This is a genomic window from Paenibacillus sp. IHBB 3054 (assembly GCF_051594305.1).
Classification (GTDB): Bacteria; Bacillota; Bacilli; order Paenibacillales; family Paenibacillaceae; genus Paenibacillus_AQ.
On sequence record NZ_JBOFBG010000038.1, the window covers coordinates 17,323 to 43,134 of the forward strand.

Genomic DNA, 25,812 nt, shown 5'->3' on the forward strand with positions numbered 1-25,812 from the left:
TTGGCAATCGAACTGGTCCCGTATGTGACTAGAAGTGGTTTTCTTGCAAATGAAATCAGAATTACCGCTGCGGATGTAACGACCGGCGAAGTGATTGAAAGAAACCTTAAATTGACGTTTAAAGAGGATTTTCGCGGCATCTGGCTTGAAGGCACTGATGAATTTGGGGATCCGCAGGCAATCGTGATTTTGAATAAGTTCGGTAAATTCTTGCTGAATGAAGCAATTGCGGAACAACCGAAATCATGGGAGGACGAGGAATCTTGGACAAAAAACTCATTGAGCGCGATTTAAGAGAGGAAATGACGTATTGGCTTCAGGTGCAGCAGGACGCACACTTGCGCGGCGGTGAAGTGGACCTGAAGATCGCCGAATATGCTTCAAAAGAGCAGCGCCGGCTGAGAGACAAGCTTCTTGATCTTTGGGATGGCGAGGTCCGTAAGCAGCACGAGCGCACAGCGTTAATCTTTGCAAATGAAAAACAGTCCACCGGATCCTACCCCGGCAGACTGAACACTGACTTTACTAATTATATTACCGACAGTTTAGCACGAAATGAGGGTGAACGCAATGCATTCATATGCAGACATATATCGTAAGCATGAGCACCCTTCAGTAACTCCTTACACCTTACCTCTCTATGATAATTATTTCTTCACACGGGATGAAGGAGTTATCTGGAGTAATTCATACCTTTCGGCTGTCGTAAAGGTGATCGCCTATATTCATCCACAAACAGAAATAGATTTTGATCGCATTGAGCTCACTGATGCACAATTAAGGGTCATTGAAATTGCCAAGGAGATACGTAAACGCAGGGATCTTATGCGCAGGCCTGATAGGTTTTGTTATGACGTAACGCCTTTCTTTTACAAAATGGAGATGCAACGCCTGCAAGATCAATTGGCAGCCTTAGCAGAGATAGAGCCATTGCTGATAGACAATCCGGAGGAATCTGCTTGTCCGGCCTGTGACAGCGTCATGGCGGCAGGGGAAAGAGTCCTCCGGCTACCGGCCGGAATCACATGCTGCAATTATGACTGTTACGCAGTTATTCTATCCAGGGAGCATGAACATGGACATTGATGTTAAGTGGCATATCAACAAAATTAAGAAGTTAAGAGCTCAGGCCAATCAGATCGACGGCGACGCTCCCGGTGCAGACTCATTAAAGATTGAACTTTTAACGGAAGCTCATATGCTCATGGGGCGTGTAGCGGCGATACGAGAGGGCGAATACTGGCGTATTTATGCCCTCCGCAAGTCTACGTATGCTCGCGCGAAGCTAGAGCCAGGACCTGGAGATAAAGCGACGCGCGCCGAGATTGCAATTGAGGAATTAAGGATGTTAGAGGCTACTGCTCAGGAAGAAAGAATAATGTGGAAAAACGAGCATGAAGCAGTGTTACAGCAGCTTTTTGAACTTCATCTAAGGGCTAATCGGGAAAAAAGAAATATAGGAGGTGGGATTTGATGAAGTGCGTTGTTCAAAACCCCTCAGAACGCCATCGATTACGCAAGGCTTTGAATGTGCAGTACAGGAAGCAGGCAGATGTTATCCGATTATATGGCATCCCTTCAGCTCAAATAGCAGGTCAGATTAAAAAACTTCTTGAGGAATTGAAAGCCTATGATGAAAAACCATCAAAGCCTGAAAAATCAAGGAACCCCCGAAGATTAAAACGGCCGTGGTATTGTTCAAACCCAGAATGCGACAATACAATTCCTGACGGGAAAGAGAAAATTATGCTTAAAAAGAGACATTATTGCAGTCATAAATGCGCTTTTATGGATACCGGGATTCTCCCGGAAATTCCCGGAAATCGTCAGAACATCAAGGAAAGTAAAGGAAGCGTTGGCGATGGCTGAGAAACGAATGATTTCAAAGGTAATCTCTATATCAGAAAAAGTGAATGATCTTCCGGACTATTTCGATATGTTGCTGTTCACTTGGATGATTCCACATGCTGACGATTTTGGACGGCTTGCTGGAGCGCCTATAAAAGTAAAAGCGCTAATCGTACCTTTGCTTGATAAATCCAAGGCAGAGATTGGGGATTCATTGCAGCGGCTTAGCGATCAAGGACTGATCCGCTGGTATAAGGTCAATGAGGAGCAGGTCATTGAAATTACACAATTTGAGAAACATCAGCAAGGTTTGCATAAAAGAACTAAATCGAAATTCCCTGACTTTCCGGGAAATTCCGGGAATGCCCCAAACATTCCTCTTGAACTGAATAGAACTGAACTGAAGGGAACTGAAGAGAACTTAACTGAAGGGAACGGAACAGAACAAGAACAGAAAGGAACTGAGCCCGGTCCCGCGGCTCCACCCGTTTCCGAAGAAGATGAATACCTTTATGGTGGTGGTCCTCTTCCCCCGATCTCTGATGCTTTCAAGATGTTCGAAAATGAAGGATTCGGCACCATCAGTGATGTGATCAAAGACCAACTTAATGATTTTATTAAGGACTATAGCGAACGTTGGCTCTGCGAAGCAATGAAAAAATCCGTTTTTGCTGGAATACGGACTATGAGCTATGTGCAAGGCATTCTCAAACGTTGGAAGGCTTTTGGAATAGATGAACCTTGGACGAGGGACAAACCACCTGAGCAAACAGGCAACAGAGGGAACCGCGGGGGTTACAGTGGCAAACCTCAGATCGAAATCGTTAAGTCTTCAACGGATGGCCCCACTCCTGAAGATATCGCTTTACAAAAAAAGCTAATGGCGGAGCTGCAGGCAAAGAAAGAAGCGGAGGAGAAGCGCCGCCAAGAAAAACGGGATAGAGGGGAGAGGGATGACAGATGAGAAATCAATGCGCAGTCCCCAACTGCTGTAAGCCGGCATCCACTTATTGGGCGACAGTTCCAGTATGCAGAGACTGCCGGGAGGAAATCTGGTACGAGCAAATTTCTTATTATGCTGGCAACTGCTGCAGAGCGAACGTGAAACATTCATACGGATTCGGCATAAAACTCCGTTTTGGAAATACAACAAACGGGATTTGAAGCTGCAAGCTTGATAGAGGAGGGATGGCAGTCTAATGACAGAATATGAGGTCGGTAAGAAATACAAGAAAATCGTCACATTGGCTAAAGTCCATAAAGACTTGCCAAGTGTCCTTATGATCGACGACAAGCGTTATGTTCTTCAGACGCACCAGCCTACAGAGGGGAGTGGTAAGCATGGGCGTAAGAACAAGAAAGAAGCAAATTCCCACTAGTTACGGGAACCGCGGAATGGTGTTTGAGGGTCACATTGACCTCAGTAACGAAATGTACGAAGCCCAGGACAGGGCTGTTATCAATAAGCGTCCTACCCCGGTTAAAGTGCTTGAGCGAAAAGGGCAATACATTACTTTGGCGGTATTCGAGAAGCCTTCCACCGTTGATTATGACGGGATCTACCGCGACCGCCGGATTGATTTTGAAGCCAAGGAAGTAACGGACCTTACTCGGCTAGACCTAAATAGGATTGAGAAACACCAGTATGAACACCTGGAAAAGTCGTATAAGCATGGATCAATCGCCTTTATCCTAGTCAGCTTTGTACGTAATCGGAAAATGTATCTCCTACCCTTTCCCGCCTTAAGAGCATTCAAGCAGGCATCCCAACGTCCAGGTGGCCGCAAGAGTATATCAATAGACGATTTTGAAATTGAGGGTTACGAGATACGGAACGGTCGCGTTCCAGTCGATTACCTAGCTGCTGTTGATAAACTTTGGTTCCCGGCAAAAGCGTAGGGGCCGGATATGATCCGGGACCGCGCACCGCCGCAGCCAAAAATAGAACTGGTGTGCTCATGAAGCTAAATTATAACATACGGAGGTCAGACAACATGAAGAAAACGGATATCAATATTGGAATGTTAGCAGGTGGAGGTGTAGGGGAACGGGTTAATCTTGAATTTCAAAAAGTAGCCGAGAATATACAAGATCCTAACACGGACTGGAAAGCAACCCGCAAAGTTACTATCACAGTTACTCTGAAACCTGATCAAGAAAGGGAAATTGCTCTTGTCAGTGTTGATGTGAAACCAAGCTTGGCTCCGGCATACGGCATTGCTACAAAACTCATGTTTGGGATAGAGGGTGACGGAACTGTTGTAGCTGCGGAATTGGCTTCTGGGGTCAAGAATCAATTGATGATGGATAATGACGGTGATCTTGCGGACGACACCGGGGAGAAAATCAAAAATAACGAAGCCGAAAGCAATGTTTCATACCTACAACGTAAATTCCAAGGGGGCGACTAATCATGATTAAAGAAGCACTGCAATACCTTATCGGTCTGGGAACACAAGAAACAGTTTATGAGAACGGCCAAACATTTTCTAACCAACCACTGACTTTACTTAGACAGCCAACTCCAGCCGCATTAACAGTAAGAAGCCTGTCGGGCTTTGTGGATTACTTGAAATCTGATTACGATCAACCCGGAGCGCTGATGGTCCATGTGGAAAGCCCGACTAAAGTTACGGCGTTCAGTGGTTTTAATAATGACCAAGCCCGGAAAACGTACATTGAAGCCGAGGCTCTACTGCCAACAATTCGCTTCGGACAGTGGACAGAAGTCGAGGAGTTCAATATCCAACTGCAGTCACTGTTCCACCCGAATGATACCCGTGCGGACTTACTGAAGGTGGTCGGGAACATCAAGGAAGAAGCGGTGCAATCTCTGGGTGATGATGGAGTATCTCAACAAGTTACTGCAAAGACGGGGATTGCCACAGTCGCTACTGTTCCGGTCCCGAATCCTGCCGTTCTTATGCCATATCGGACTTTCATAGAAGTACAGCAGCCGCAGTCATTGTTTGTTTTTCGGATGAAGACGGGACCATATGCAGCGCTGTTTGAAGCGGACGGCGGCGCCTGGAAGGTTGAAGCAATGGATACAATCAGGGCTTACCTGCTGAATGCTCTTGAAGAAGAAATTAAAGACGGCAAGATCGTTCTTATCGCTTAATCAATTATATCGGGGCGGCTACAGCTGCCCCACCCTTAAAGGGGAGATCATCATGCCAGATCAGAAAGGGAGATATACCAGGAATGAAATGATGGATACCGGAGTTGCCTGCTTTGTACCGGACGCGCCGGGCGCTTTAACTGGAAGGTGGTTCGGTGAGCCACCATTGGATGGAATCATCCTGACTCGAAGACGCTGCGCCGCGCTGGGAGCCCCAGTGCAGGACCGCGAGTATCCCGTTGCTTTTATATACCGGATTGAAATCAAAGACGATTACAGATATGTGCCTTTTTATCTTAGACTGCCTGAACAATTGGACCTGAAGAAGAGCACCTATTATGAAGACCGATGGTTAAAACGGCAAAGGCCGGTGATAATAACATGAAGGATTTTAGCTGGAGATTAGCAACGGTCAGAGAACTATATGCAGTGCTACATGATGAAGGAGCTCATATAATCTACCGGCGCCAGGCAGCAGAAGAGATAAGCCGGCGAACCGGACGGAGATATGCTCTAGTGAATTTCAAAATTAAACCAAAATATAAAACCTACATCAGGAGGTGGGAATAGTGGAGCCTCACCGAACTTTCCCCAAGCCGCAGAAGCAAGAAAAAGTAAAAAAGTACAACAGCCTAGGGCGGGGGCATCAAGGACGAAAGCCTGTACCTGAGCATAAGCAGAAGCTTTTTGAAAATCACAGACCGGGAAAGAGCTCAGCCAGTCGTGCAGAGTTTCCGGCTGCAGTAGTAAAGGAACTTATCAAAGAATCAGAAGGTATCTGTCAGTGCTGCAAGGCGGCTCCGGCAACAACTACCCATCATGTTATGCCGCGGGGACGGCGGGGCCGAGGAGTCAAAGCGAACGGGCTCAGGCTGTGTGGAATATGTCACGACATTATCCAAACGGACGAAGAGCAGCTGCAGTACTGGATTTCAGTCCATTATGATAAATTCGGCGAATACTTTTGGTATGACGAACAGGATTGGGAAGAGCACTGCCAGAAACTGGCCGGCATTGAACGGGCGGAGCGAGAGCGAGCAGAGCAGCGTCATAAGCTTGCACCGGTTGTGGATCTGATATCAACGGCAGCTGGCCGGGATCTGAGGGCAAACGAGTGGCGGTTTATCGAAATGATGTCAGTAAACGAATTGCAGACCTTCACCGGTTTATTGACGGACTCTCTTAATGGCTATGCTGCGCAGGGAGCTTTTCATCCGCATGACCGATTTGAGGATTAATTTATTCATATAACAACGTAAGAAACAAATAAATCCCGCAACCTTTTGGCTGCAGGCATAAAGAATTTGGAACTCACTGCTGGTCATATTTAACTCTATCTTCATAACCCTTGATGTAGTCAAGCCCAGATTGAGTTATTCCATTGCTGTTTGCATAACCGGCTTCGTGAATATGTTTTAGTGCAATATTAAAGTCTCTTTCATCAATTCCTATTTGCTTGAAGTAAAGTTCTTTTTCTTCTTCAAGCAATTTCAAAATTTGATACACGGGGTCTGAACGTAACAATTAATTCAACATCCTTCCTCAAATTCATATGGAGATAGCTTATTCACAGGTTAGTTTGTTGGTGACAAATTTTTAGTTTAAGGGAGGCATAACCAGTATGAGCAGAGTAAAAGCTTCCACAAGCAAAAAGATCAAACAGAGAGTCAAGGAGCTGACGGCTCCTACGGTTGTACCGGGAAATACCTATATCTTCGCTCCGGCAGGAAGACAGCAGGTAGAACGATTGGTGCTTGAAGTGACGGAGAAAACAGTGAAATACATGCGACCCTCAGGTCCGACCACTTGCCAGTTAACTACGTTCCAGCGGCTGTACAAACTGCATGGCGCCGGAGTTATTGAAGGGGAGGCGGCAAAGGCATGAAGGCTATAACCATAAAACAGCCCTGGGCAACGCTGATAGCGCTTGGCGAGAAACGATTTGAAACCCGGGGCTGGCAGACGAAGCACCGCGGTGAACTGGCGATCCATGCCGGCAAGCAGGTGGACCGTGACGCCTGCCTCGAACCTGAAATCAAAGCGGCATTAGTCAGGAACGGAATTTTAAGTATAAGCATGCTGCCCACTGGCTCAGTAATAGGTACGGCTAATCTCAAAGGCTGCATTCAGTCGGTAGAGACATGGACAGATGGGTACATCCTCGAAAACGGTGAGCGAGTATATTCTCCGGAATACGATTTTGGGGATTTCACCCCCGGGCGTTATGCCTGGGAACTAGGGAACGTAAAGCAGCTGCCGGAGCCGATCCCAGCCAAGGGTCAACTCAGTCTATGGAACTGGGAAGGGTTACAGCCATGAGCATGACACCAGAAAGGATAGAAGAGATCAAAGCACTGTTTGAGGCAAGCGAACTAATAGATTGGCACACATTGCGGAAAGTCACAAAGGAGTTGCTGGCTGCTCTAGAAGAGGCAGAGCAACAACTCCGGAGAACGCAGATAACATCGTCCGTACATGAAGGGAACTCTGATTCCTATTTCGCTGAATGTGAACGACTCAGGGGTAAGTTAGCAGAGGCACAACAGACCATAGCCCGGCAACGGGAGGCACTAGGATGGTATGAGCTTGGTAAGCCGGAATTAGCCTGGGCAGCCCTAGGAAATAAGGAAGGGAAGAAACAGCCATGACACAGGTACAGCACATCCCATTTGAGAGGGCAGAGGCGGCATATATCACGATGATGGGGGCACGAGAATAGGAGGTCGCCATGCTGAACCAGATCATTAATGCAGATTGCTTCGATGTTTTCCCGGATATAGAGACAGGCAGTGTGGATATGATTCTTTGTGATTTACCGTATGGCACCACCCAGAGCCCGTGGGATTCGGTTCTGCCGTTTGATCGGTTGTGGTCGGCATATGAAAGGATCATCAAGGATAACGGGGCAATCGTGCTATTTGCTAAAGCGCCGTTTGATAAGGCTCTTGCCGCCAGCAACATGAGATTATTCCGGTATGAATGGATCTGGGAGAAGAATAAGGCAACCGGCCACTTGAATAAAGGGATGATGCCGCTGCAGGCTCACGAAAACATTCTGGTATTCTACAAACGTCCACCGACTTATAGCGCTCAAATGAGCCAAGGACACAAACCAATGAATGCAGCGACTAACAACCACAGATCATCAGTTTATGGTAATGGTGTGCCATGGTCCAACCCGGCAGGTTCAACCGATCGTTACCCGCGCAGCGTGCTTTATTATCCAGTAGTGAACAACGATGATCCAGAGCGCATACACCCGAATCAGAAGCCTGTAGAGCTGTGTGAATACCTCATACGCACCTATACCAATCCGGGAGAAACAGTATTAGATAACTGTGCTGGCAGCTGTACAACGGCCCTAGCAGCTGTGAGGACCGGAAGGAATTACATTGCCATTGAACGGGATGAACGGCATGCTGCAGACGGGTTGAGTCGGTTAAGGAATATGCAACTAACATTATTCTAAGGAGGCGAATGACTTGGAAAAGTGGGTCATTAAAACAAATCAAGGGAGATACGTAACCATACCTTTTATTTTAACGAGTGGCTTCCGAAGTTATCTCAATAATTCACCAACTGCTAAGGATACAAGACGATATTCAAGCGCTGATGAAGCACAAGAATATTATGAAAAATACCTAGCAGGCAGACAGTACTATGTTGACAAGTATACGTTTCAAAACGGAGAAGCGTTATCAGGTATAGAAAAGGTAGCATATGATGCGCTTGGCCGACAGGCCCCCGTAACGACCGAATAGGCGCGAGCCGTAAGAGATCATTCAGATCATTAAGGGAGTAGGAGTAACCCTCCTCTCCCAAAGGCAGAGTAGAGGCAAAATGCAATTAAAATAGGAGGATGGAAAATGAGTGATCTGTATAAGAGTATGTGTATACAACAGGGGTACGTCCCACCTACTTGTATGCTAGATGGGACAATGGTTTGGCTATTGACTAACGATGGCAAAGACCCATGCAAAGGTTGTAACGCAGATAGAGAAATCTGCAAAGGAAGAAGTAGAGAATAATGAACAATCCGAAGACACGGTGAAGGAGGTTGTATGTATTGTGCGTAAAATCATCTGCAAATTAATAGGACATAAGATAGTCAATAAAAAAGGCCATTGGCACAGCTATTGCCTGCGCTGCGGAAAAGACAAGGTTTGGGGACTGGATTAAAGATAAAGGGACAGAGAGGGTATACAGCCCTCCTCTCCCACTAAGGGAGGATACAGAGCGTGGGTGAAGCTAGACGGATAAAGCAAATCACGACGGCAGCGTTGAGGTCCGCCGAATATGCAAAAAGATGCAACATTGATCAAGCACATGCTGCCCGCAGACTTGCTGCATTGGACAAAGCAGATAAGCAATTCCACAAAGCAGAACGGTGTCCGAAGTGCGGTAAATATGAACTGGTAGTTGACTCTACTGATTATGAATATACCAACAACGAAGAGTGGATATGGTGCTCTGAATGTGGATTTACTCACGATATCTCCAAGAAATATGAACCACTCTTAAACTGGGCTCAGTTTGATACGGTTGCAGCGGAAGCTGATATGTTCCGAGCTGATGGATTCCCTGATGATTGGATTGAGGATTCGTGGAATCAGACTATTGCTTTAGAAAAATGGATTCAAGAAGTGGAGGAAGCCCAATGACACAAACACCGAGGGACTGGCAAAAGGATATGGAGATGTGCAAGGCAGCAACACCGGGAAGATGGGGATGGTATGAACCGACACGCTGCATTTATACCGCCCGGAAGGATCGGGACGCACTGGATTTGAAGTATCCACCCCCAACCGGCAAGGCTGCAGAAAAACCATTTGTGATTAGAGGTACAGTCGAATGAGCATGCGCACTGAAGAGGTAAGAGACGCATTGAATGCCGGCCAGCGACAATTCCGGTTAGATACTGGTGTAACTGCTGAGGTACTGGCTCATGGCTCCACTTGGGTCAAATATCGGACGCAGCAGATGAAAGCACCATTTCTTAGCCTTAGCATCATTATCTTTGCGGCATCGGTTGTAGATACCGGCACAGAAAAAAGCCCTGACTCAGCATCAGGGCAATAGGTAGCATCTTTTATCCTCAACAAATTATATCACAACTAGGGAGGGCATACATTGTGGAGGATATAGAAGTGAGTTACCGCAATACCCGAAAAATCCTGAATGAGTGCAAAGGGTCCGCGCAGGTGATTAAAGATAAGCTGGAAACCCTCGTAGCCAAAATGAGAGAGGCCAAGGAAGATTATTCGGAGGTCGAAACAGAGTTGGATGCTGTTAATTCTCACATATCAAAGCTGAATAGTATGTTATCCGATGTTCAACTTGCCATTGATTGGCTGCGGCTGGGGCATAATCCGGGACCGCGCCGGGGAATTCATCGGTTATCCATGGACCAGTTAACTATCCCAGTAGATCCATTGCGGATGCAATCATACGCTCAGCCGGCAGCATGCGGCAGTCCGACTACCCTGACCGATTCAGAGCGAAAGCAGATTGATGATGCTATGTCCGTACTCTCGCAGCGGGAGAAGCAGTGCTTCACCCTTAAGCATGGCCTCTGCCTCTCTTTGAAACAAATCGCCGATGAGCTACAGATATCGAGAGGATCCGTTCAAGAGTACATTGAAAATGCGGAGCGGAAGTTGAAAGAGCCTATCCAGACGAGTTTATTTCTGATAAGTAGCTGAAATGCGCTTTTTATCCCTTACACTTGCCAACTATATATAGGAGGAACCTATAAACGGTTCGACTCTTATAGTTAATGGCGTATAAGAACAGACCAAGACTCTTACGAGTATCAGCGCTTCCGCGCATGGCATCGGGTGAAGATGAGTCACACGCCAGCCGATGAGCTCACGGTAAATTGAGCTCATCAATTATGTTATTATAGAGTCAACATGATACCGGGAGGAAAGAAAGATGGACTCCGAAGTAATTGGAAAAGCAATGGACCTCTTTGGTAATGATTATGAACTGATTAAGGATAGGGCGAACGAGTATTCAATTTCTACAGGCAATAGAATGGTTGATGTCATGAATGTGTTGATAACCATCGCAGTGCGCAGAGGACCGGAGCTAGTGATAAGTGAAAGTAATGTACGGGCATTGATAAGCGAAGAGGCATTGCGCCAACTAATCTAAATAAATGAATTTAAAGGTCGCCAATAGGCGGCTTTTTACTTATAAATGTAGTGGAGGAAGAGAGTTATATGAGATATGACGATCCTAGCAGGTCTTGTTGGACAATCATGAGGCATTTGGAGGCAACATACACGTGTAAACATCCGGTCATAGATCGAACTGTCGTGCAAGTGAGCTTATCCCTTGTCTGCATCATTTAATTGTTCGGTCACCGTACCGAAGGTCGAGGAATAAAAAAAATACATACTCCACATACTACGATACATTAAATCTAAAGGGGTGGAAGGCATGGCTCAAAATTTACCTAGTAGTTTAGACGAATTAAATGCTGAAAGTTACATTGCAATTGAAGTTCCTGCAAATACGAACAAAATGCTTTCATTTTCAATTAATGCAGATATAAATCAAGCTATTGGTATCTATGGTCCTGAAAAATTCAAGTACGCAGAAAGATTCAGTAATGCTAATTTTGACAATTTAGTTTTGCATGGTTTTAATGATATTTTTGCGACTTACTATATCGCTGGGTTCGCATTTCATCCGACTCCAATACCTGAAGGGAAATGGCATCAAAGTAAAGTCAGGGAACATGAGCAGGGTGTGAAGATAGGATTTGACGACTTTGTTGAGGATGGAGATTTTGATGACCTTGTTGTAGATATAACAGGAGTTACTTCATCATAAATAAGCGCTAAATCAAAACCAAGCAGGTGTTTTTCAGAAGGGTCGCTAAATGGCGACTCTTTTGGTTATACCCATAATCTAAACCCCAAAAGCTGCAGAGGTGACGGTGAAGTAAGGTACATGGGTTGAGAAGGTAATATGTTCCTTTGAGTCGAAGTAAGATTCAAAGGAGGTGGCGATATGGAACAAAAGGGCCAGGTGCTTGAAGTTGATTTTATGGATATTCATAAAATGGAGAACTTCGGGCAGGGATTCTCCATAAAAGGATTCTTGGAGCAGGAACAATTTTTGGATGGGATCAACTTGAGTATTGTGAATGAGGTTACGATACCCGCAAAGATTGAAACGAAATACCCTACTTTGAAGGAAGATATCATTTCAGCAATTAAAGAAATCCAAAGCGCATAACGAGCACCTTCGGGTGCTTTTTTTTTTGCCTTAGATGACCTTTTGTGAGCTGATTTCAGCGTGTATACTGGCGGACGTCCGGGTTTGTGAGCATGAAGCCGGAGAATAGTAGGGCGGCATAAGCCACCCAGCGTGCTGACGGGTTAGACTTAATGTATTGTTCTCGTTTTTTTGCGCGATTCAAATGATTCAGAAGCTATCGTTTCTCCAATAACATGCTGTGATAATTTACTTTTAGATTTTGCTGAATCCGCTTTTAATACTTCATCAATGAGATTTATGATGATTGTATATGTATTACATTTTTTTGAAGCTTCAGTAACTTTCTTTATTAGCGAGCTGACTATTAGAAGCAGACATAAGGAAATTCCTAATAAGATTAAAGCTAAAATACGAAAATATGTGTCCTGAGCATCGCCAAAGGAACTGATTATGCTTAATGAACCAGCAAAAATAGAGACTGCTATAGCAAGTGTAGCTAAGAGGTTACTAATAGAAGGAGAACTGGCTAATTGACCTTCATAATAAATCTTTGTATTAATCATCTCTTCTTCGCCTATCTCGTCTTTTAATATTATTAAGTGAGTTCTGGCAAATCTAATATCATTAGGAGTTTTATCCTTTTGTTTTCTTAAGTACGCTTCAATTTCATTTATCTTTTTGTATGACACAATCATGGCCTCCTATTGTTATAAGAACTTTATCGGCCAAAAAAAGTAAATTGTTAACAATTTATCTCCGGGGGTGGTGACATGTAGTGGCAAAAAAAAGAGACCCGAAGAGGGCGGAAGCTGAACAAATATGGCTCGACAGCGGCGGCAAGCGGGATATCGTTGAAATTGCCGCTAGCCTTGGGGTACCGGCTGGAACGGTTCGAGGCTGGAAGAGTAAAGACAACTGGGAAGCCACCTTGAACGGCGAGAAGGAATCGAAGCCGCCTGAGAAGTCCAAGAAAAAGAAGCGGAACGTTCCCAACATAAATACGGAACGTTCCGTAAACCAATCGGAGCGTTCCAATCAAAAGCGGAACGCTCCGATTCGTGAGCAGCCACCGCCGCAGGTTGATGAAGCGGATACGGGTGAACCGGATGAAAGCGGACTGACCCCAAAACAGCGTATATTTGTTCTTGAGTATCTGCGAACCTTCAACGCAACCCAAGCGGCCATTGCTGCAGGCTACTCCAAAAAGACGGCATATGCGATCGGATGGGAAAACCTAAGGAAACCTGAGATACAGGCGGCTATCAAGCAGGCCAAGGAACAATTCACTGACGAGCTGGGTTTGGACATCAAGCGGATCATTGCCGAGTGGATGAAAATCGCCTTCGCGGACACCGGAGATTACGTTAATTTTGGAAGTCGGGAGTTTCCTCTTCACACTAAAAAGGGCGATCCGGTTTTAGATGAAGACGGAAAGCAATTGACTGGAATTCAGAATTTCGTAAACCTGGTCAATTCTGATGCCGTAGACACAAGTGTCATTTCAGAGGTGAAAGAAGGCAAGGACGGATTCAGTGTAAAGCTCTACAACAAAATCGAAGCACTGAAGCAGCTTGGAAAGTACAAAGATTACATGGATGAAGAAACTCAACTGCGTGTTCAGAAATTGCAGATTGAGTTGTCTTCTATGACCGATGGCAACAAGGATGAGGTCGTATTCATAAAGGATGATCTCCATGAGTAAGGTTATCAGCCTGCAGGAGACAATCGGGAAGGGATACGCGAAATTCTGGCATTTCAAAGGCCGTTATCGGGTAGTGAAGGGCGGCCGCGGTTCCAAGAAGAGCGTAACAGCAGCGTTATCTATCATTGCAAAGATGATGGAATACCCGCTGGCTAACACTCTGGTTCTTCGTAAAACCTTCAATACTCATAAGGACTCCACCTGGGCGCAGCTTAAATGGGCAGCTAACCGGTTAGGAGTAGCCAACAAGTGGCAGTTCAAAAAGTCACCACTGGAAGCCATATATAAGCCGACAGGGCAGAAGATTCTATTCCGCGGCCTTGATGATCCGATGTCAATCACTTCTATTACGGTGGACACCGGATATTTGTGCTGGGCATGGTTCGAAGAAGCCTATCAGATCATGAATGAAGATGATTTCGATAAGGTGGACATGTCCATTCGCGGGCTGCTGCCAGAAGGCTACTATAAGCAGATCACGATCACGTTTAACCCCTGGAATGAAAAGCATTGGTTGAAGCATCGCTTCTTCGATACCGAGAACCCGGATACATTCACGGACACTACAACGTACCGCTGCAATGAGTTCCTGGGTGATGAGGACCGCAAACTGTTTGAGTGGATGAAGAAGCACAAGCCGAAGCGGCACCGAGTAGAGGGAGACGGAGACTGGGGTATTGCTGAAGGTGCTATATATGAAGATTGGCGGGAAGAGGAATTCGATTACCGGGTTATCGCCAAACAGAAGGGCTACAAGGCAGTATTCGGGCTCGACTTTGGTTACACCAATGACCCTACCGCTCTTGTATGTGCTCTGGTCAACAAAGAGGAAAAGAAGCTGTATATCTACGATGAACACTATGAGCACGGCATGCTGAATGATGATATCGCCGACATGCTAAAGGAAAAAGGCTACTCGAAAGAGCGGATCATTGCAGATACTTCAGAACCAAAGTCCATAGCTGAAATTCGCGGGTATGGGATCGGGAGAATCAGAGCTGCTGAAAAGGGCGGGGACAGTATCAAGGTGGGTATCCAGACAATCCAGCAGTATGAAATCATCGTTCATAAATTCAAATGCCCGAATGTCAGCATAGAGCTATCAAGCTATGTATGGGAGCAGAATAAGGCCGGCAAGTTTACGAAAAAGCCTGTCGATGACTTTAACCATGCCATGGATGCGCTGCGGTATGCCATGGAACAGATCCGTAAGCCGGATGCATTCTCATTTGACTAACAGGAGAGGAGGAAACTATTTGAGTACAACACAGGAAGTATTCCGGATCATTGAAGCCGGCGCAGCTGCTGCCATGACAGACGAGCAGATCATCAAGCAGGAGATTGATGACTGGCTGAGCTCACAGGAACGTAAAGATATGATTATCGGCGAGCGGTATTACCGGAATAAGGGCGATATCCTGGAGCGCAAGAGGATGACAATTGGTGAGGGTGGAGCTCTAGTAGAGGCCACAAACCTCGCTAACAATAAGATCGTCCATGGATTCTTGCGGAAGCTTGTAGATCAAAAGGCAGGCTACCTACTGAGTAAGGAAATGAGCATCCAGACGAAAAATACGGAATACGATGAGGTGCTGACAGGCATCTTCGATAAAGGATTCAAGCGACTGCTTAAGAGTCTACTTAAAGAGGCTATCAAGAAAGGTCGGGCCTGGCTGCACATCTACTATGACGAAGAAGGAAATTTCCGGTTTAAGAAGCTGCCGTCTGAAGAGATCATCCCACTATGGAAAGACGCTGCCCACACAGAGCTGCAGGCGCTTATTCGAGTGTATGAGGTTGAGGCTTACCAGGGTAAAAATAAAACCACCATTCAAAAAGTGGAGTTCTGGCATTCTGGAGGGGTTAACCGCTATGTGATTGGCACAGGCAGCCATCTATCTACAGCCGGCACAAGCGGGCTCATCCCAGATGTAGAACTGGGAGATATCAGCAGCCATTTCACTGTAATTGATGAGAGCGAACAGGGCCAGGCATTAAACTGGGAACGAATTCCCTTTGTGTGCTTTAAGTATAACGAAGACGAGCTGCCGCTGATCAGCCTCTTGAAATCACTGGTTGATGATTACGACAGCAATAAATCCGATAACAGCAATAATTTAGAGGATACGCCAAACAGTATATTTAAGCTCAAGGGCTATGATGGTACAAATCTTGGGGAGTTCCGCCGCAATCTAATGATCTATCGTGCAGTAAAAGTTACTGGTGAAGATAATTCAGATGTCGAAACCATGGATATCAATATCAACACTGAAGCTTATAAACTCCACATGGAAATGACCCGGTCCGATATATACGAATTCGGCCGCGGAGTGGATACTCAAGCAGATTCATTTGCTACAGCCCCAAGCGGAGAAGCACTGAAGTTCCTCTATGCTGATTTGGACATGGATGCCAATGATATCGAAAATGAGTTCCAGGCGGCGCTTGAGCAGCTGCTGTGGTTCGTTAATACTCATATTGTGAACACTGGCGGCACTGATTTTTCTGAGGAGACAGTTAATTTCCTGTTCAACCGGGATATCGTCATTAATGAGTCTCAAGTTATTACGGATGCGAAGAACAGCACTGGAACGATCTCTCAGCAGACCATTGTGGCTAATCATCCATGGGTGACGGATGTGAAGGAAGAACTGAAGCGCATGGAGGCTGAGGAAAAAGCGGCCATGGATCGTGCGGAGGAATATGGAGGCTTACCAGGAGATAAAGCAGGTTCCGAAACCGGGGCTGATGAAGAATGAGATCAGAGGCCTACTGGTCCAAGCGGATGGAACAGCTTAATGAGTCGCTATTGAATAAGGGCGTCCCCTTTACGAAGGCCATGCAGAAGGAATACCGTAAGGCGCAGATATCCATCCAGACCGATGTAAACAATTTCTATCAGCGGTTTGCCGAAAATAACGGTATTGTCAGCCTGTCCGCTGCCAAGCAGGTGCTCAAAGCAGGCGAGCTCAAGGAATTCCGCTGGACCGTTGAGGATTACATTGCCCGAGGTAAAGAGAATGCCATTGATCAGCGATGGATGAAGGAACTGGAGAATGCCAGCATCAGGGTGCGGGTGACCAGGCTAGAATCGATTCAGCTGCAGATGAAACAACATATCGAAGAACTGTCTGCAAAGCGCCTGACAGGCACCACGGAGCTACTGGGAAGCGTCTATAAGGATGGTTACTACCGCAGCATATTTGAGTTGGAAAAGGGCATCGGCATCGGAGCTTCTTTTGCGAAGATCGATAAGCGGCAGCTGGAAGCCATCCTATCAGCACCTTGGGCGCCGGATGGCAGCAATTTCAGTTCCCGGATATGGACTGATCGTGTAAGGCTGAATGGGGAATTGCGGAATATCTTTACTCAAGGGCTTATTCGAGGGGATACCTCTAAACAGATGGTTCAGCAGTTGCAGGATCGGCTAGGAGTATCTGCTAGGAATGCCGAAAGACTGATCCTTACGGAGTCAGCTTATTTCGCTGGTCAGGCCAGCCTCGCCGGGTTTAAGGAATTGGGAGTAGAGCAATATCGCTATACTGCCACACTGGATAAACGGACATCGATTACCTGCAGGGACCTTGACGGTAAGGTGTTTGACGTATCCGATGCTCAACCAGGTGTTAACTTTCCACCTATGCATGTATACTGCCGTTCAACCACTATTCCGCACTATGATGACAATATCAAGGAGCGGGTAGCCCGGGACGATGACGGCAAGACCTACAAGGTGCCGGAGGATATCAATTACAACGACTGGGCCGAGAAATACGCTCCAGAAGCCGCTGAACCGGTTACCGTAGAGACTCCGGCCAAGAAGGCGCCGGAAACACCGCTGCCTACCATTGATATTCCTGGAGTCCCGACAAAGGAAGTGCCGATACCGCAACAACAATCCATGTCCTTGCCTACAATGGATGATTTCGAAACCGGAGTTGAGGAGCCGCGGCGGGGTGTAGTAAACCGGAAATATAATCCGCGTGCCAGCTATTTCGCAGCCCTTCCTGATCTGACGGATGATGTTCTGGAGAAAGTAGCAGATGTGAATCGCGAGGTTGCCCGAAGCGGATACAAGCAAGCTAAAGAAATCGTTGTGATGTTAGATAAGACAACCGGCGAAGAAATTGCCCGCCTATCAGGTTCTGTTAATAAGGTAGAATTCACTCCGGAAGTAGATCGGAAACTCCGGGCAGCTCCGCCGCGATCTGTTATCTTGACCCATAACCATCCACGCGGCACACGAGTGAATATAATGGACTCCACGAATTTGGCGGATTACCTCTCACTTCAAGCAGTGATTGCCGTCGGGCATAACGGAGGAATAAGCTTTGTTAGTGCTACGGAATCCAGCGCTGATGGCGTGGCGCTTCGTAGCGTACTTCGATCAATATTCTTAGAGGTAGAGACCTTGTTACAAAAGGATAAGAAGTATGTTACAATGTCAAAAACAGCACAAGCTGAGTACTTTGATTACCAGGTGCTGCTAAGACTCACAAAGAAAATGGGGTGGGTATATGAAGAAGACTTCACGGCAACAAAAACCGATCCGCGAATATGATGACGTTCCACTGAGTCCGGATTTTAGTAAGACCGGCGATGAATTTGTTGATCACTTGATGAAGCAACTTCCACCGTTGCCCGATCATCTGAAGGATAAAAACAAAGATCAATCATAAAAAGCACTCTCCAATATGCGAGGGTGCTTTTTATATTGGGCCACGGTTGAGACTACCGTGGCCTATTTGCTCGTTGGCCGGAGCATCACGGCCTAATCCTTAGCTGGAGAGCAGCTATAAAAATCATTGGAGGCTGATTATAGATGGAATGGCTAAAAGAGTTGTTGAAGAAGTTGGGCATCGAGGATACTGAGGTCGAAAAGATCGACGCGGAGGTTCGAAAGACACTGCCGCTACACTTTGTGCCTAAGAACCAGTATAACGATATTTCAGAGGCAAAGAAGCAGGCCGAGAAAGACCGGGATACAGTATCAGGGCAACTGGAGGACTTGAAAAAGTCTGCCGGCGATAACGAGACGCTGAAGGCCGAAATCACGAAGCTGCAGGACGCTAACAAGACCGCAAAGGCAGAGTATGAGGCCGATCTTATGAAAGAGAAGCTCAATAACGCTATCACGGCTGCTTTGAATGGTAAGGTGCATAACGAGACACACGTCACTGGCCTGATCAACAAGGAGAAGCTAGTAATCGGTGATGATGGTAAGGTGGTCGGTTTGGATGAACAGATAAAGGCTCTACAAACATCTGATGCCTATTTGTTTAAAACCGAGGATAAGCCCGGCGGAGGTTTCAAGTTTAAAGGAACCTCTCTAGTGGATGGCAAGGATCAGTCCAAGGATGATAAGTCTGATGAGAAGGTCGGTAGTTTCGGTAAGCAATTGGCTGAGTCTGCAAAAGGTAATGAAGGTCTGGATGCTGCCCGGGATAGCTATTTCAAATAAGAACGGAGGATAAATAGAGATGAGTAAATTTGTCGAAACAACTTACGGGAATAAGAAAGAAATTCTGAAATTCCCTGATCATTATGTTGCGATTGCAGTAACAGTGAGCGATGCCGGTGTTACTGCTAACGCTGATGGAAAAAAGATTGTTCCCGCAGGACGAATCCTTGGCGGAGGGGTACTGGCTGATGATACAGTACTGGCTGTAAAAGCGACCACCACCACGGGAGTATCCAATGCGGAAGGTGTCTTGCTTAATGACACGGACGTCACTGGCGGACCGGCTCCAGGTGCGATGCTGATTCATGCTTTCATCAATAAAAATAAAATCCCGACTGCACCGACTGCTGAAGAACTTACAGCGTTGAAGCAGATCGCATTTATCGACTAAGAAAGGGAAGGTGAAAATTAACTATGCCTAATATTCAAGATTTGGTAAGAGCTCCTGAGATTGCAGCCTATTATGCTGCCCAGCCCTCTAATGCAATACCTTATTTGGGAGCGACGCTTTTTCCATCTAAAAAGAAGCTCGGACTTGATCTGGGTTGGATTAAAGGAGCCGGTGGTTTGCCTGTCGCACTGATGCCTTCGGAATTTGATGCAAAGGCAACGCTACGGGATCGTATCGGTTTCGGTAAAGTAGAAACTGAGATGCCATTCTTCCGCGAGGCTATGATTCTCAAGGAAAAGGATCGTCAAGAATTGCTCAAATTGCTTGAGACCAATAATAGCGAATATATCAAAGGCCTGATCGAACAGATTTTTGATGATAGAACTGCATTGGTTAGCGGTGCTGAGGTCAATGCAGAACGCATGCGTATGCAGTTGCTCTCCTCCGGAAAAATCCGTATTACTGCTAATCGCCTCGATTACGATTATGACTACAAAATGAAAGTCGGTCATAAAACTACAATGACGGGCACGGACAAATGGGATAATCCTGCTGCTAACATTGTTGCTGATATCAAAGAAATGCAGGATACCATTGAGGATGAGCAAGGTGTGCGTCCAGCAAAGGCGATCACTTCACGTAAAACATGGAACAACATTCTTGCTAATGAGAAAATTCGCCTGGATATGAATCCCCTCGGCGGCCAAAACATAATCATGACGGATGCACTCATGCGTCAGTACTTGGAGACGAAATTGGGCATTACGATTGCTGTTTACAATAAAAAGTATGCACTGCAAGACGGCAGCTCGCATCAATACTACCCCGATGATTACTTCACACTTATTCCAGATGGGGCTTTGGGTAAAACGTGGTTTGGTACCACTCCTGAAGAAGCCGATCTCATGAGCGGTGCAACCAGCGCAGAAGTCAGCATCGTAAATACTGGTGTGGCTATCACGACAATCAAGCAGCCTCATCCGGTCAACGTAGAAACAATCGTATCTGCGATTACTCTTCCTTCGTTTGAAACAATTGATAATATCTTTATTGCTAAGGTTGTTTAAGGAGGGGCTGATGCCTCTCCTATTTATTTTGAAAGGGTGATGAGAGTGTCTGAGGAAAAGAGAATCGAGATTGCGCTGGCTACTGGAGCGAAGTACAATCGGAAATTCTACAGAGCCGGAGAGAAAATATTGATCCTCCCGGATGAAGTGGAATCGCTCATCAAGGATGGAGTGATCCGCCGTGATGATGTACCGGAATTCGAGGAGGAGGACAAACCTTTGGATAAGATGAAACTGGAAGAACTCAAAGGATACGCCTTCGAGCACGCTATTGATTTAGGCGATGCGACCAAGAAGGAGGATGTACTTGCGGTAATTCTGAAAGCAGGTGAATCCAATGCCAATGGTGGAGCATCTTAAATATTTACCGCTGCTGAAAGTTCTACTGTCAATTCCCATTGAAGATACCATCAGGGACGTTAAGTTGCTCTTTGTACTGGAGACCATTGTCCAGGAGATAAAAACCTACTGCAATATTACAGCCATCCCTGAAGCATTGGATAATGTGCTGCTGCAGATAGCGGAAGATTATTACCGGACCAAGTATCCCACCGAGTTCGAACAGACAGCACCGGCCGTCACCAGCATCAAGCGTGGGGATGTTACTACAGCGTTCGGATCTGCCAAGGCAACGGTTGTTGTCGGCAGCGGTGCCGCATTTGTGCGGAACTATGCGGCCCAGTTGCAGGCGTTCCGCAGATTGAGGTGGTAACGATGCAATTCGGTAATGTCCCTGCGGAGCGGGCGGCCATTGAGAGCACCTATGAAGGGCTCGCAACCGTGACGGAAAAGAAGGATGTCAAAGACCCAGTATCGGGTAAAACACGGCAGCAGCCGGTTGTGGTGCTGGATCAAGAGCCTTGTGCATTGTCCCAATCCTCCCTGCCGGCAGCAACGCAGACGGTGACAGTGAACCAGGTGAATTATGATGCCAAGCTGTTTATCTCCCCGGATGTATTCATCAAGCCCGGCAGCCGAATCAAGGTCCTGCAGAACGGCATGGTATTCGAGGGAGAACAAGCCGGCAAGGCGTTCCGATATGCGACCCATCAGGAAATCAAACTGAAAGAGATCCTGAACGCATGAGCGGGCTCGGGAAGTTTGACTTCAGCGATGTGAAGAAGCTTCAGAAGAACCTGCAACGGATGCAGAAGGAGTTCCCGGCATTCATGGAGGACTGCATCCGGGAGTTAGCCGGGCGGCTGCTGGCAAAGACCATAGCGCGGACTCCTGTACTGACTGGAGACTTGCGGCGTGGCTGGCAGATCGGTCAGGTGGTAAAGCTACCGGGTGGCGGTGTTCATGTTGAGATCACGAATAACGTGGAGTACGCGCTATATGTGGAATTCGGCCACGTCACCCGACTCCGCACTGGCTGGGTTAACGGTAAATTTATGCTGACTTTATCTGAGCAAGAGCTTGAGAGGGAGCTGCCGGGGATCTTGGAACGCAAGCTGAAAAAATACATGGAGAAGCACATGGGGCGGTGAGCATGCAGGATATCAAGAATGCACTCATAAAAAAGCTTTCGTTATTTACTCCGGAGCTACCGGTATATGACGAAGCCGTGGAGCAGGGCATGCAGCAGCCGTGCTTTTTTGTGCTGCTCATGGAGTCCAGCCAGAACCGGGAGATTAGCCGGAGGTACCGGAGGTTCAATTCATTCGATGTTCATTACTTCCCGCACAAAGACGCTGCTGCTCCCCGGGAGGAATGTGAGCTCATGGCTGAGCGGCTTTACTCAGAAATTGAGTATGTGAGGGGCCTTGAGGGTGGTTATCGTGGTACCGGTATGCGGCATGAAATCGTGGACGGAGTTCTGCATTTCTTCGTTCAGTACAACTATCATGTAATCCGGACAAAGGATCCGGATATCAAAATGCAGAGTATGACACAAGGAGGCGGTCTGAAGTGAAAGAGCAAAATTCAAAAGCGGCAACAAGCACAGATAGTGTGCCAGCCGTAGAGGCTTCTGTGACTTCGTATACCAAAGAGCAATTCTTAGGGTCAGCTAAGTACTCCTATCAAGATAAGGACGTGCTGGCTGCCCTGCTGGATCAGGATAAGCTGTACACTGCTGACGAAGTGCAGCAAGTGATTGATGATTTTAAGAACAAGGAGGCTGAGTAGATTATGGCTGGAGGTACTTGGACCTTACAAAATAAAGTCAGAGCGGGCGTCTATATTAACGTGGAATCATCCGGTGGAACGCTGGGTGCTGCGGGTAGCCGGGGCATTACCAGTTTGGCGCTGTCTCTGCCCTGGGGCGCAGCAAAGGTAATTACACCAATTGTAGCGGGAGAAGACACACTGACTCGGCTTGGATATGATTTGACAGCCCCGGAGCTACTGCTGGTACGGGAAGCGCTGAAGCGGGCCCGGACTGTGCTGCTGTACAAACTTAATGAGGGAACAAAGGCAGCGGTCACGGCGGGCGCATTGACGGCCACGGCCAAACATGGTGGCCTGCGGGGTAATGCCCTGAAAGTGGTTGTCCAGACGAATATTGACGACAGCGCCAAATTCGATGTTAAGACGCTGCTAGATAATGCAGTGGTGGATAGCCAAGTTGTAGCCAATATTGCAGGGCTAAAAGCAAATGACTGGATTGTATGGAGCGGTACAGGGGCGCTTACTGCTTCTGCTGGTGCACCACTGATTGGCGGTGCGGACGGTACTGTGACCAATGCGGACCATACTGCTTATCTTGCCGCGCTGGAGCTGTATGACTTTCAGACAGTGGCTTTACCTTCTACGGACAATGCCCTCAAGGCGGTATACGCAGCCTTCATCCGCCGGCTACGGGATAGTGAGGGGAAGAAGGTACAAGCCGTTCTGGAAAACTACCCTACGGCTGACAATGAGGGCATAATCAGCGTGAAAAATGGCGTAGTGCTCTCTGATGGAACAACGCTGACACCAGTCCAGGCAACGGCGTGGGTAGCGGGAGCGACGGCCGGAGCAGAGATGAATGAGTCTCTGACCTATGCGGCTTATGACGATGCGGTGGATGTGGCACCAAGGTACACCAATGCACAGATCGAAGCGGCCTTAACTGCCGGTGAATTTCTCTTCACTCCGTCAAATAACCGGGCTGTGGTAGAACAGGATATTAATACGTTTTTGAGCTATACGCCTAAGAAAAATAAATCCTTCCACAAGAACCGGGTTATCCGGGTCCTGGATGGATTTGCTAACGATACGAAGCGGATTTTCGAGTCCTCTTACATTGGCAAGGTCAACAATAACGTAGACGGCCGAGCGCTATTCCGGAAAGAGCTCGTAGTATATGCGGATAATCTGCAGAGTATTGGTGCAATCCAGAATTTCGATGCTCAGACAGATATCACGGTGCTGCCGGGAGTGGATTCGGACGCCATCTATGTCGAAGCCAACATTCAGCCGGTTGACTCTATCGAAAAAGTTTACATGAAAGTGCAGGTGAAATAAGATGGAATTTTTGAAAGCCGGAGATACAATCAGCGGTCAAGAGGGCCGGGCATATGCTACGATTAACGGTCAAGTTGAAGAGATGTTCTATATCAAAACAATAGAAGCAAAAGCTGAAAAAAATAAGGCTGAAGTGAAAACTCTCGGTCGTCGCGGCACACAGCATAAAACTACGGGATGGTCTGGCACTGGTAATATGACAATTTACTATGTGACAAGCCTTTTTCGAAAGCTGATGATCGATTATATCAAAACCGGTAGGGATACCAACTTTGATATTACGGTAGTTAATGAAGATCCGGGGTCATCAATCGGTTCACAAACAGTAACTCTACTGGGTGTCAACCTAGACAGCGTGGTCATGGCTTCCCTAGATACAGAATCGGAAGCCCTGGAAGAAGATGTGGATTTCACATATGAAGACATCGACATTGGTCAAATGTTTAACGCACCAGCTAACTAAACTAAATTTCAGGAGGATAACATACAATGAGTGAATTTTCAGCGTTCTTTGCACAGTCAGCAGCGGTTGAGGCGACAGAGGAATTTGTGGTGTCTAAGCGGTTTAAGGATAAGGATGGCAAGGCAATTCCGTGGAAGCTGTCGAGCATCACAGAGGACGCGAACCTAGAACTGCGGAAGGCATCCACCAAGAAGGTAAAGGGCCGCAACGGGGTATATACTCCTGAGTTTGATTCCAACGATTATCTGGCCAAAATGGTAGGGGCATCGGTTGTGTATCCGAATCTCAAGGATGCGGAGCTTCAGAAATCCTATGGGGTGCGGGGAGCTGAGGCTCTGATCCGTAAGATGCTGCTTCCTGGTGAGTTTACCGTGCTAGTCGAGCGTGTACAGGCGCTCAACGGCTACGATCAGGATATCAACGAATTGGCAGACGAAGTAAAAAACTAATCAAGGAGGGCGATTCTGAGGCGAACCTATCTTACTACGCCCTCCATGAACTGCACATTTTGCCACATGATCTTATGGCGATGAGTCCTCGGGAACGGGCTGGGATTTATGCCATGATATCGGTACGGATCGATAAGGAAAAAAACAAATAATAATAGACCCGTCAGCCTCCCTTTGGTATATTTATTTGTAAATATTACCTATGGGGGTTGACATGAAAAAGTTTTGGAGTGGTCTATTTATTGTCTGTCTGATGCTAGTCTTTGCCAGTTGTTCATCGTCCAAAGAAGCTGATAATCTCTCAATGGATAAATTTATTGAAGCCTTTAATAACTCTGGGGAAGATATAAATCACGATGTGGATTCTGGAGTAGAAAAAGGAGTCGATAAAGAGAAAAAGCCAATGTATGAGATGATCGATGCAAAGGACGGAGTTATTTTTAACATAGGAAACAAAACGGTCAAGATATATGAATACGAATCAAATGCCAAGGCTAAAAAGGCTGTAGAAAAGTATGATTCGATAATGGAAGACTGGCCGGTCAAAGGTAACTTTGTGCTAGAAACCAACAACGAAAAAGCCGAAGAAATTTTCAACAGCGTAAAATAATACAAGCAAAGAGGCATCCC

At 46.6% G+C, this 25,812-nt stretch carries 44 protein-coding genes; 42 read left to right on the forward strand and 2 right to left on the reverse strand.

Annotation, left to right across the window (positions count from 1 at the left end):
* From ACQ76X_RS28230 to ACQ76X_RS28285, 12 genes are all read left to right on the forward strand, one after another.
* A complete protein-coding gene (locus tag ACQ76X_RS28230; protein ID WP_438497117.1) occupies positions 1 to 294 on the forward strand; it encodes a hypothetical protein in 294 nt (97 codons plus the stop codon).
* Positions 264 to 599 carry a hypothetical protein gene (locus ACQ76X_RS28235; protein WP_438497118.1) on the forward strand — a complete coding sequence of 112 codons (336 nt, stop codon included), beginning with the start codon at positions 264 to 266 and terminating at the stop codon, positions 597 to 599. The genes ACQ76X_RS28230 and ACQ76X_RS28235 overlap by 31 nt, the downstream gene beginning before the upstream one ends.
* Complete coding sequence (locus ACQ76X_RS28240) at positions 571 to 1,086, forward strand: hypothetical protein (RefSeq protein ID WP_438497119.1); 516 nt, start codon at positions 571 to 573, stop codon at positions 1,084 to 1,086. The genes ACQ76X_RS28235 and ACQ76X_RS28240 overlap by 29 nt, the downstream gene beginning before the upstream one ends.
* Positions 1,076 to 1,474, forward strand: a complete 399-nt coding sequence (locus tag ACQ76X_RS28245; protein WP_438497120.1) for a hypothetical protein — start codon at positions 1,076 to 1,078, stop codon at positions 1,472 to 1,474. Before ACQ76X_RS28240 ends, ACQ76X_RS28245 begins: the two co-directional genes overlap by 11 nt.
* A complete protein-coding gene (locus ACQ76X_RS28250) occupies positions 1,474 to 1,869 on the forward strand; it encodes a hypothetical protein (protein WP_438497121.1) in 396 nt (131 codons plus the stop codon). Before ACQ76X_RS28245 ends, ACQ76X_RS28250 begins: the two co-directional genes overlap by 1 nt.
* Positions 1,862 to 2,812 (forward strand): DnaD domain protein, encoded by a 951-nt coding sequence (locus tag ACQ76X_RS28255; protein ID WP_438497122.1) that lies wholly within the window; start codon positions 1,862 to 1,864, stop codon positions 2,810 to 2,812. The genes ACQ76X_RS28250 and ACQ76X_RS28255 overlap by 8 nt, the downstream gene beginning before the upstream one ends.
* 235 nt (positions 2,813 to 3,047) lie before the next feature.
* Positions 3,048 to 3,227, forward strand: coding sequence for a hypothetical protein (locus ACQ76X_RS28260; RefSeq protein ID WP_438497123.1), 180 nt, complete (start codon positions 3,048 to 3,050; stop codon positions 3,225 to 3,227).
* A complete protein-coding gene (locus ACQ76X_RS28265; RefSeq protein WP_438497124.1) occupies positions 3,190 to 3,747 on the forward strand; it encodes a Holliday junction resolvase RecU in 558 nt (185 codons plus the stop codon). The genes ACQ76X_RS28260 and ACQ76X_RS28265 overlap by 38 nt, the downstream gene beginning before the upstream one ends.
* Positions 3,748 to 3,842: 95 nt before the next feature.
* Positions 3,843 to 4,259, forward strand: coding sequence for a replication terminator protein (locus tag ACQ76X_RS28270; protein ID WP_438497125.1), 417 nt, complete (start codon positions 3,843 to 3,845; stop codon positions 4,257 to 4,259).
* Positions 4,260 to 4,261: 2 nt separating this feature from the next.
* A complete protein-coding gene (locus ACQ76X_RS28275) occupies positions 4,262 to 4,969 on the forward strand; it encodes a hypothetical protein (protein ID WP_438497127.1) in 708 nt (235 codons plus the stop codon).
* A gap of 52 nt (positions 4,970 to 5,021) precedes the next feature.
* Positions 5,022 to 5,354, forward strand: coding sequence for a hypothetical protein (locus ACQ76X_RS28280; protein WP_438497128.1), 333 nt, complete (start codon positions 5,022 to 5,024; stop codon positions 5,352 to 5,354).
* A 184-nt stretch (positions 5,355 to 5,538) separates the two neighbouring features.
* Positions 5,539 to 6,207 (forward strand): HNH endonuclease, encoded by a 669-nt coding sequence (locus ACQ76X_RS28285; protein ID WP_438497130.1) that lies wholly within the window; start codon positions 5,539 to 5,541, stop codon positions 6,205 to 6,207.
* A 73-nt stretch (positions 6,208 to 6,280) separates the two neighbouring features.
* On the opposite strand, the gene ACQ76X_RS28290 is transcribed toward ACQ76X_RS28285, so the two are convergent.
* On the reverse strand, positions 6,281 to 6,493 hold the full coding sequence (locus tag ACQ76X_RS28290; RefSeq protein WP_438497131.1) for a hypothetical protein: 213 nt from the start codon (positions 6,491 to 6,493) through the stop codon (positions 6,281 to 6,283).
* A 97-nt stretch (positions 6,494 to 6,590) separates the two neighbouring features.
* On the opposite strand from ACQ76X_RS28290, the gene ACQ76X_RS28295 reads away from it, so the two are divergent.
* From ACQ76X_RS28295 to ACQ76X_RS28355, 13 genes are all read left to right on the forward strand, one after another.
* Complete coding sequence (locus ACQ76X_RS28295; RefSeq protein ID WP_438497132.1) at positions 6,591 to 6,854, forward strand: hypothetical protein; 264 nt, start codon at positions 6,591 to 6,593, stop codon at positions 6,852 to 6,854.
* Entirely contained in the window at positions 6,851 to 7,288 is a 438-nt protein-coding gene (locus ACQ76X_RS28300) for an ASCH domain-containing protein (protein ID WP_438497133.1), read from the forward strand. The genes ACQ76X_RS28295 and ACQ76X_RS28300 overlap by 4 nt, the downstream gene beginning before the upstream one ends.
* A complete protein-coding gene (locus ACQ76X_RS28305; protein ID WP_438497134.1) occupies positions 7,285 to 7,617 on the forward strand; it encodes a hypothetical protein in 333 nt (110 codons plus the stop codon). Before ACQ76X_RS28300 ends, ACQ76X_RS28305 begins: the two co-directional genes overlap by 4 nt.
* An 80-nt stretch (positions 7,618 to 7,697) precedes the next feature.
* Entirely contained in the window at positions 7,698 to 8,438 is a 741-nt protein-coding gene (locus ACQ76X_RS28310) for a DNA-methyltransferase (protein WP_438497136.1), read from the forward strand.
* 13 nt (positions 8,439 to 8,451) lie between these two features.
* Positions 8,452 to 8,730, forward strand: a complete 279-nt coding sequence (locus ACQ76X_RS28315) for a hypothetical protein (RefSeq protein ID WP_438497138.1) — start codon at positions 8,452 to 8,454, stop codon at positions 8,728 to 8,730.
* A gap of 199 nt (positions 8,731 to 8,929) precedes the next feature.
* Positions 8,930 to 9,148: a hypothetical protein gene (locus tag ACQ76X_RS28320; RefSeq protein WP_438497140.1), complete on the forward strand. Its 219-nt coding sequence runs from the start codon at positions 8,930 to 8,932 to the stop codon at positions 9,146 to 9,148.
* Positions 9,149 to 9,207: 59 nt separating this feature from the next.
* Complete coding sequence (locus ACQ76X_RS28325; protein ID WP_438497142.1) at positions 9,208 to 9,630, forward strand: hypothetical protein; 423 nt, start codon at positions 9,208 to 9,210, stop codon at positions 9,628 to 9,630.
* Entirely contained in the window at positions 9,627 to 9,824 is a 198-nt protein-coding gene (locus ACQ76X_RS28330; protein ID WP_438497143.1) for a hypothetical protein, read from the forward strand. The genes ACQ76X_RS28325 and ACQ76X_RS28330 overlap by 4 nt, the downstream gene beginning before the upstream one ends.
* Positions 9,821 to 10,048, forward strand: a complete 228-nt coding sequence (locus tag ACQ76X_RS28335; protein ID WP_438497145.1) for a hypothetical protein — start codon at positions 9,821 to 9,823, stop codon at positions 10,046 to 10,048. The genes ACQ76X_RS28330 and ACQ76X_RS28335 overlap by 4 nt, the downstream gene beginning before the upstream one ends.
* 53 nt (positions 10,049 to 10,101) lie before the next feature.
* Entirely contained in the window at positions 10,102 to 10,671 is a 570-nt protein-coding gene (locus ACQ76X_RS28340; RefSeq protein ID WP_438497146.1) for a sigma factor-like helix-turn-helix DNA-binding protein, read from the forward strand.
* A gap of 232 nt (positions 10,672 to 10,903) precedes the next feature.
* Positions 10,904 to 11,125 carry a hypothetical protein gene (locus tag ACQ76X_RS28345; RefSeq protein ID WP_438497147.1) on the forward strand — a complete coding sequence of 74 codons (222 nt, stop codon included), beginning with the start codon at positions 10,904 to 10,906 and terminating at the stop codon, positions 11,123 to 11,125.
* Between the two features lie 288 nt (positions 11,126 to 11,413).
* On the forward strand, positions 11,414 to 11,809 hold the full coding sequence (locus ACQ76X_RS28350; protein ID WP_438497148.1) for a hypothetical protein: 396 nt from the start codon (positions 11,414 to 11,416) through the stop codon (positions 11,807 to 11,809).
* Positions 11,810 to 11,989: 180 nt separating this feature from the next.
* On the forward strand, positions 11,990 to 12,217 hold the full coding sequence (locus tag ACQ76X_RS28355) for a hypothetical protein (protein WP_438497149.1): 228 nt from the start codon (positions 11,990 to 11,992) through the stop codon (positions 12,215 to 12,217).
* A gap of 149 nt (positions 12,218 to 12,366) precedes the next feature.
* Here the strand turns inward: ACQ76X_RS28355 and ACQ76X_RS28360 are convergent, their stop codons facing one another.
* Complete coding sequence (locus ACQ76X_RS28360) at positions 12,367 to 12,888, reverse strand: hypothetical protein (RefSeq protein ID WP_438497151.1); 522 nt, start codon at positions 12,886 to 12,888, stop codon at positions 12,367 to 12,369.
* Between the two features lie 86 nt (positions 12,889 to 12,974).
* Here ACQ76X_RS28360 and ACQ76X_RS28365 point away from each other — a divergent pair, with 86 nt between their 5' ends.
* The 17 genes from ACQ76X_RS28365 to ACQ76X_RS28445 all read left to right on the forward strand — a co-directional run bounded on the left by ACQ76X_RS28365 (position 12,975) and on the right by ACQ76X_RS28445 (position 25,792).
* Positions 12,975 to 13,901: a terminase small subunit gene (locus tag ACQ76X_RS28365; RefSeq protein ID WP_438497152.1), complete on the forward strand. Its 927-nt coding sequence runs from the start codon at positions 12,975 to 12,977 to the stop codon at positions 13,899 to 13,901.
* Positions 13,894 to 15,138 (forward strand): PBSX family phage terminase large subunit, encoded by a 1,245-nt coding sequence (locus tag ACQ76X_RS28370; RefSeq protein ID WP_438497153.1) that lies wholly within the window; start codon positions 13,894 to 13,896, stop codon positions 15,136 to 15,138. The genes ACQ76X_RS28365 and ACQ76X_RS28370 overlap by 8 nt, the downstream gene beginning before the upstream one ends.
* Positions 15,139 to 15,157: 19 nt before the next feature.
* Complete coding sequence (locus tag ACQ76X_RS28375; RefSeq protein WP_438497155.1) at positions 15,158 to 16,660, forward strand: phage portal protein; 1,503 nt, start codon at positions 15,158 to 15,160, stop codon at positions 16,658 to 16,660.
* A complete protein-coding gene (locus tag ACQ76X_RS28380; protein WP_438497156.1) occupies positions 16,657 to 18,462 on the forward strand; it encodes a minor capsid protein in 1,806 nt (601 codons plus the stop codon). Before ACQ76X_RS28375 ends, ACQ76X_RS28380 begins: the two co-directional genes overlap by 4 nt.
* A 261-nt stretch (positions 18,463 to 18,723) precedes the next feature.
* Positions 18,724 to 19,362: a phage scaffolding protein gene (locus ACQ76X_RS28385; protein WP_438497157.1), complete on the forward strand. Its 639-nt coding sequence runs from the start codon at positions 18,724 to 18,726 to the stop codon at positions 19,360 to 19,362.
* Between the two features lie 19 nt (positions 19,363 to 19,381).
* Positions 19,382 to 19,753 (forward strand): hypothetical protein, encoded by a 372-nt coding sequence (locus tag ACQ76X_RS28390; protein ID WP_438497158.1) that lies wholly within the window; start codon positions 19,382 to 19,384, stop codon positions 19,751 to 19,753.
* A gap of 23 nt (positions 19,754 to 19,776) precedes the next feature.
* Complete coding sequence (locus ACQ76X_RS28395; RefSeq protein ID WP_438497159.1) at positions 19,777 to 20,820, forward strand: major capsid protein; 1,044 nt, start codon at positions 19,777 to 19,779, stop codon at positions 20,818 to 20,820.
* A gap of 45 nt (positions 20,821 to 20,865) precedes the next feature.
* On the forward strand, positions 20,866 to 21,180 hold the full coding sequence (locus tag ACQ76X_RS28400) for a hypothetical protein (protein ID WP_438497161.1): 315 nt from the start codon (positions 20,866 to 20,868) through the stop codon (positions 21,178 to 21,180).
* Entirely contained in the window at positions 21,158 to 21,532 is a 375-nt protein-coding gene (locus ACQ76X_RS28405; RefSeq protein WP_438497162.1) for a hypothetical protein, read from the forward strand. Before ACQ76X_RS28400 ends, ACQ76X_RS28405 begins: the two co-directional genes overlap by 23 nt.
* A gap of 2 nt (positions 21,533 to 21,534) precedes the next feature.
* A complete protein-coding gene (locus ACQ76X_RS28410; protein WP_438497163.1) occupies positions 21,535 to 21,906 on the forward strand; it encodes an ABC transporter ATP-binding protein in 372 nt (123 codons plus the stop codon).
* Positions 21,903 to 22,310, forward strand: a complete 408-nt coding sequence (locus tag ACQ76X_RS28415; RefSeq protein ID WP_438497164.1) for an HK97 gp10 family phage protein — start codon at positions 21,903 to 21,905, stop codon at positions 22,308 to 22,310. Before ACQ76X_RS28410 ends, ACQ76X_RS28415 begins: the two co-directional genes overlap by 4 nt.
* 2 nt (positions 22,311 to 22,312) lie before the next feature.
* Positions 22,313 to 22,735, forward strand: a complete 423-nt coding sequence (locus tag ACQ76X_RS28420; protein WP_438497166.1) for a phage tail terminator family protein — start codon at positions 22,313 to 22,315, stop codon at positions 22,733 to 22,735.
* Positions 22,732 to 22,950: a hypothetical protein gene (locus ACQ76X_RS28425; protein WP_438497167.1), complete on the forward strand. Its 219-nt coding sequence runs from the start codon at positions 22,732 to 22,734 to the stop codon at positions 22,948 to 22,950. The genes ACQ76X_RS28420 and ACQ76X_RS28425 overlap by 4 nt, the downstream gene beginning before the upstream one ends.
* A gap of 3 nt (positions 22,951 to 22,953) precedes the next feature.
* On the forward strand, positions 22,954 to 24,270 hold the full coding sequence (locus tag ACQ76X_RS28430) for a phage tail sheath family protein (protein WP_438497168.1): 1,317 nt from the start codon (positions 22,954 to 22,956) through the stop codon (positions 24,268 to 24,270).
* Position 24,271: 1 nt separating this feature from the next.
* Complete coding sequence (locus ACQ76X_RS28435; RefSeq protein WP_438491020.1) at positions 24,272 to 24,733, forward strand: phage tail tube protein; 462 nt, start codon at positions 24,272 to 24,274, stop codon at positions 24,731 to 24,733.
* A gap of 26 nt (positions 24,734 to 24,759) precedes the next feature.
* On the forward strand, positions 24,760 to 25,182 hold the full coding sequence (locus tag ACQ76X_RS28440) for a phage tail assembly chaperone (protein WP_438497169.1): 423 nt from the start codon (positions 24,760 to 24,762) through the stop codon (positions 25,180 to 25,182).
* Positions 25,183 to 25,396: 214 nt separating this feature from the next.
* Positions 25,397 to 25,792: a hypothetical protein gene (locus ACQ76X_RS28445; RefSeq protein WP_438497171.1), complete on the forward strand. Its 396-nt coding sequence runs from the start codon at positions 25,397 to 25,399 to the stop codon at positions 25,790 to 25,792.
* Positions 25,793 to 25,812 lie beyond the last annotated feature (20 nt).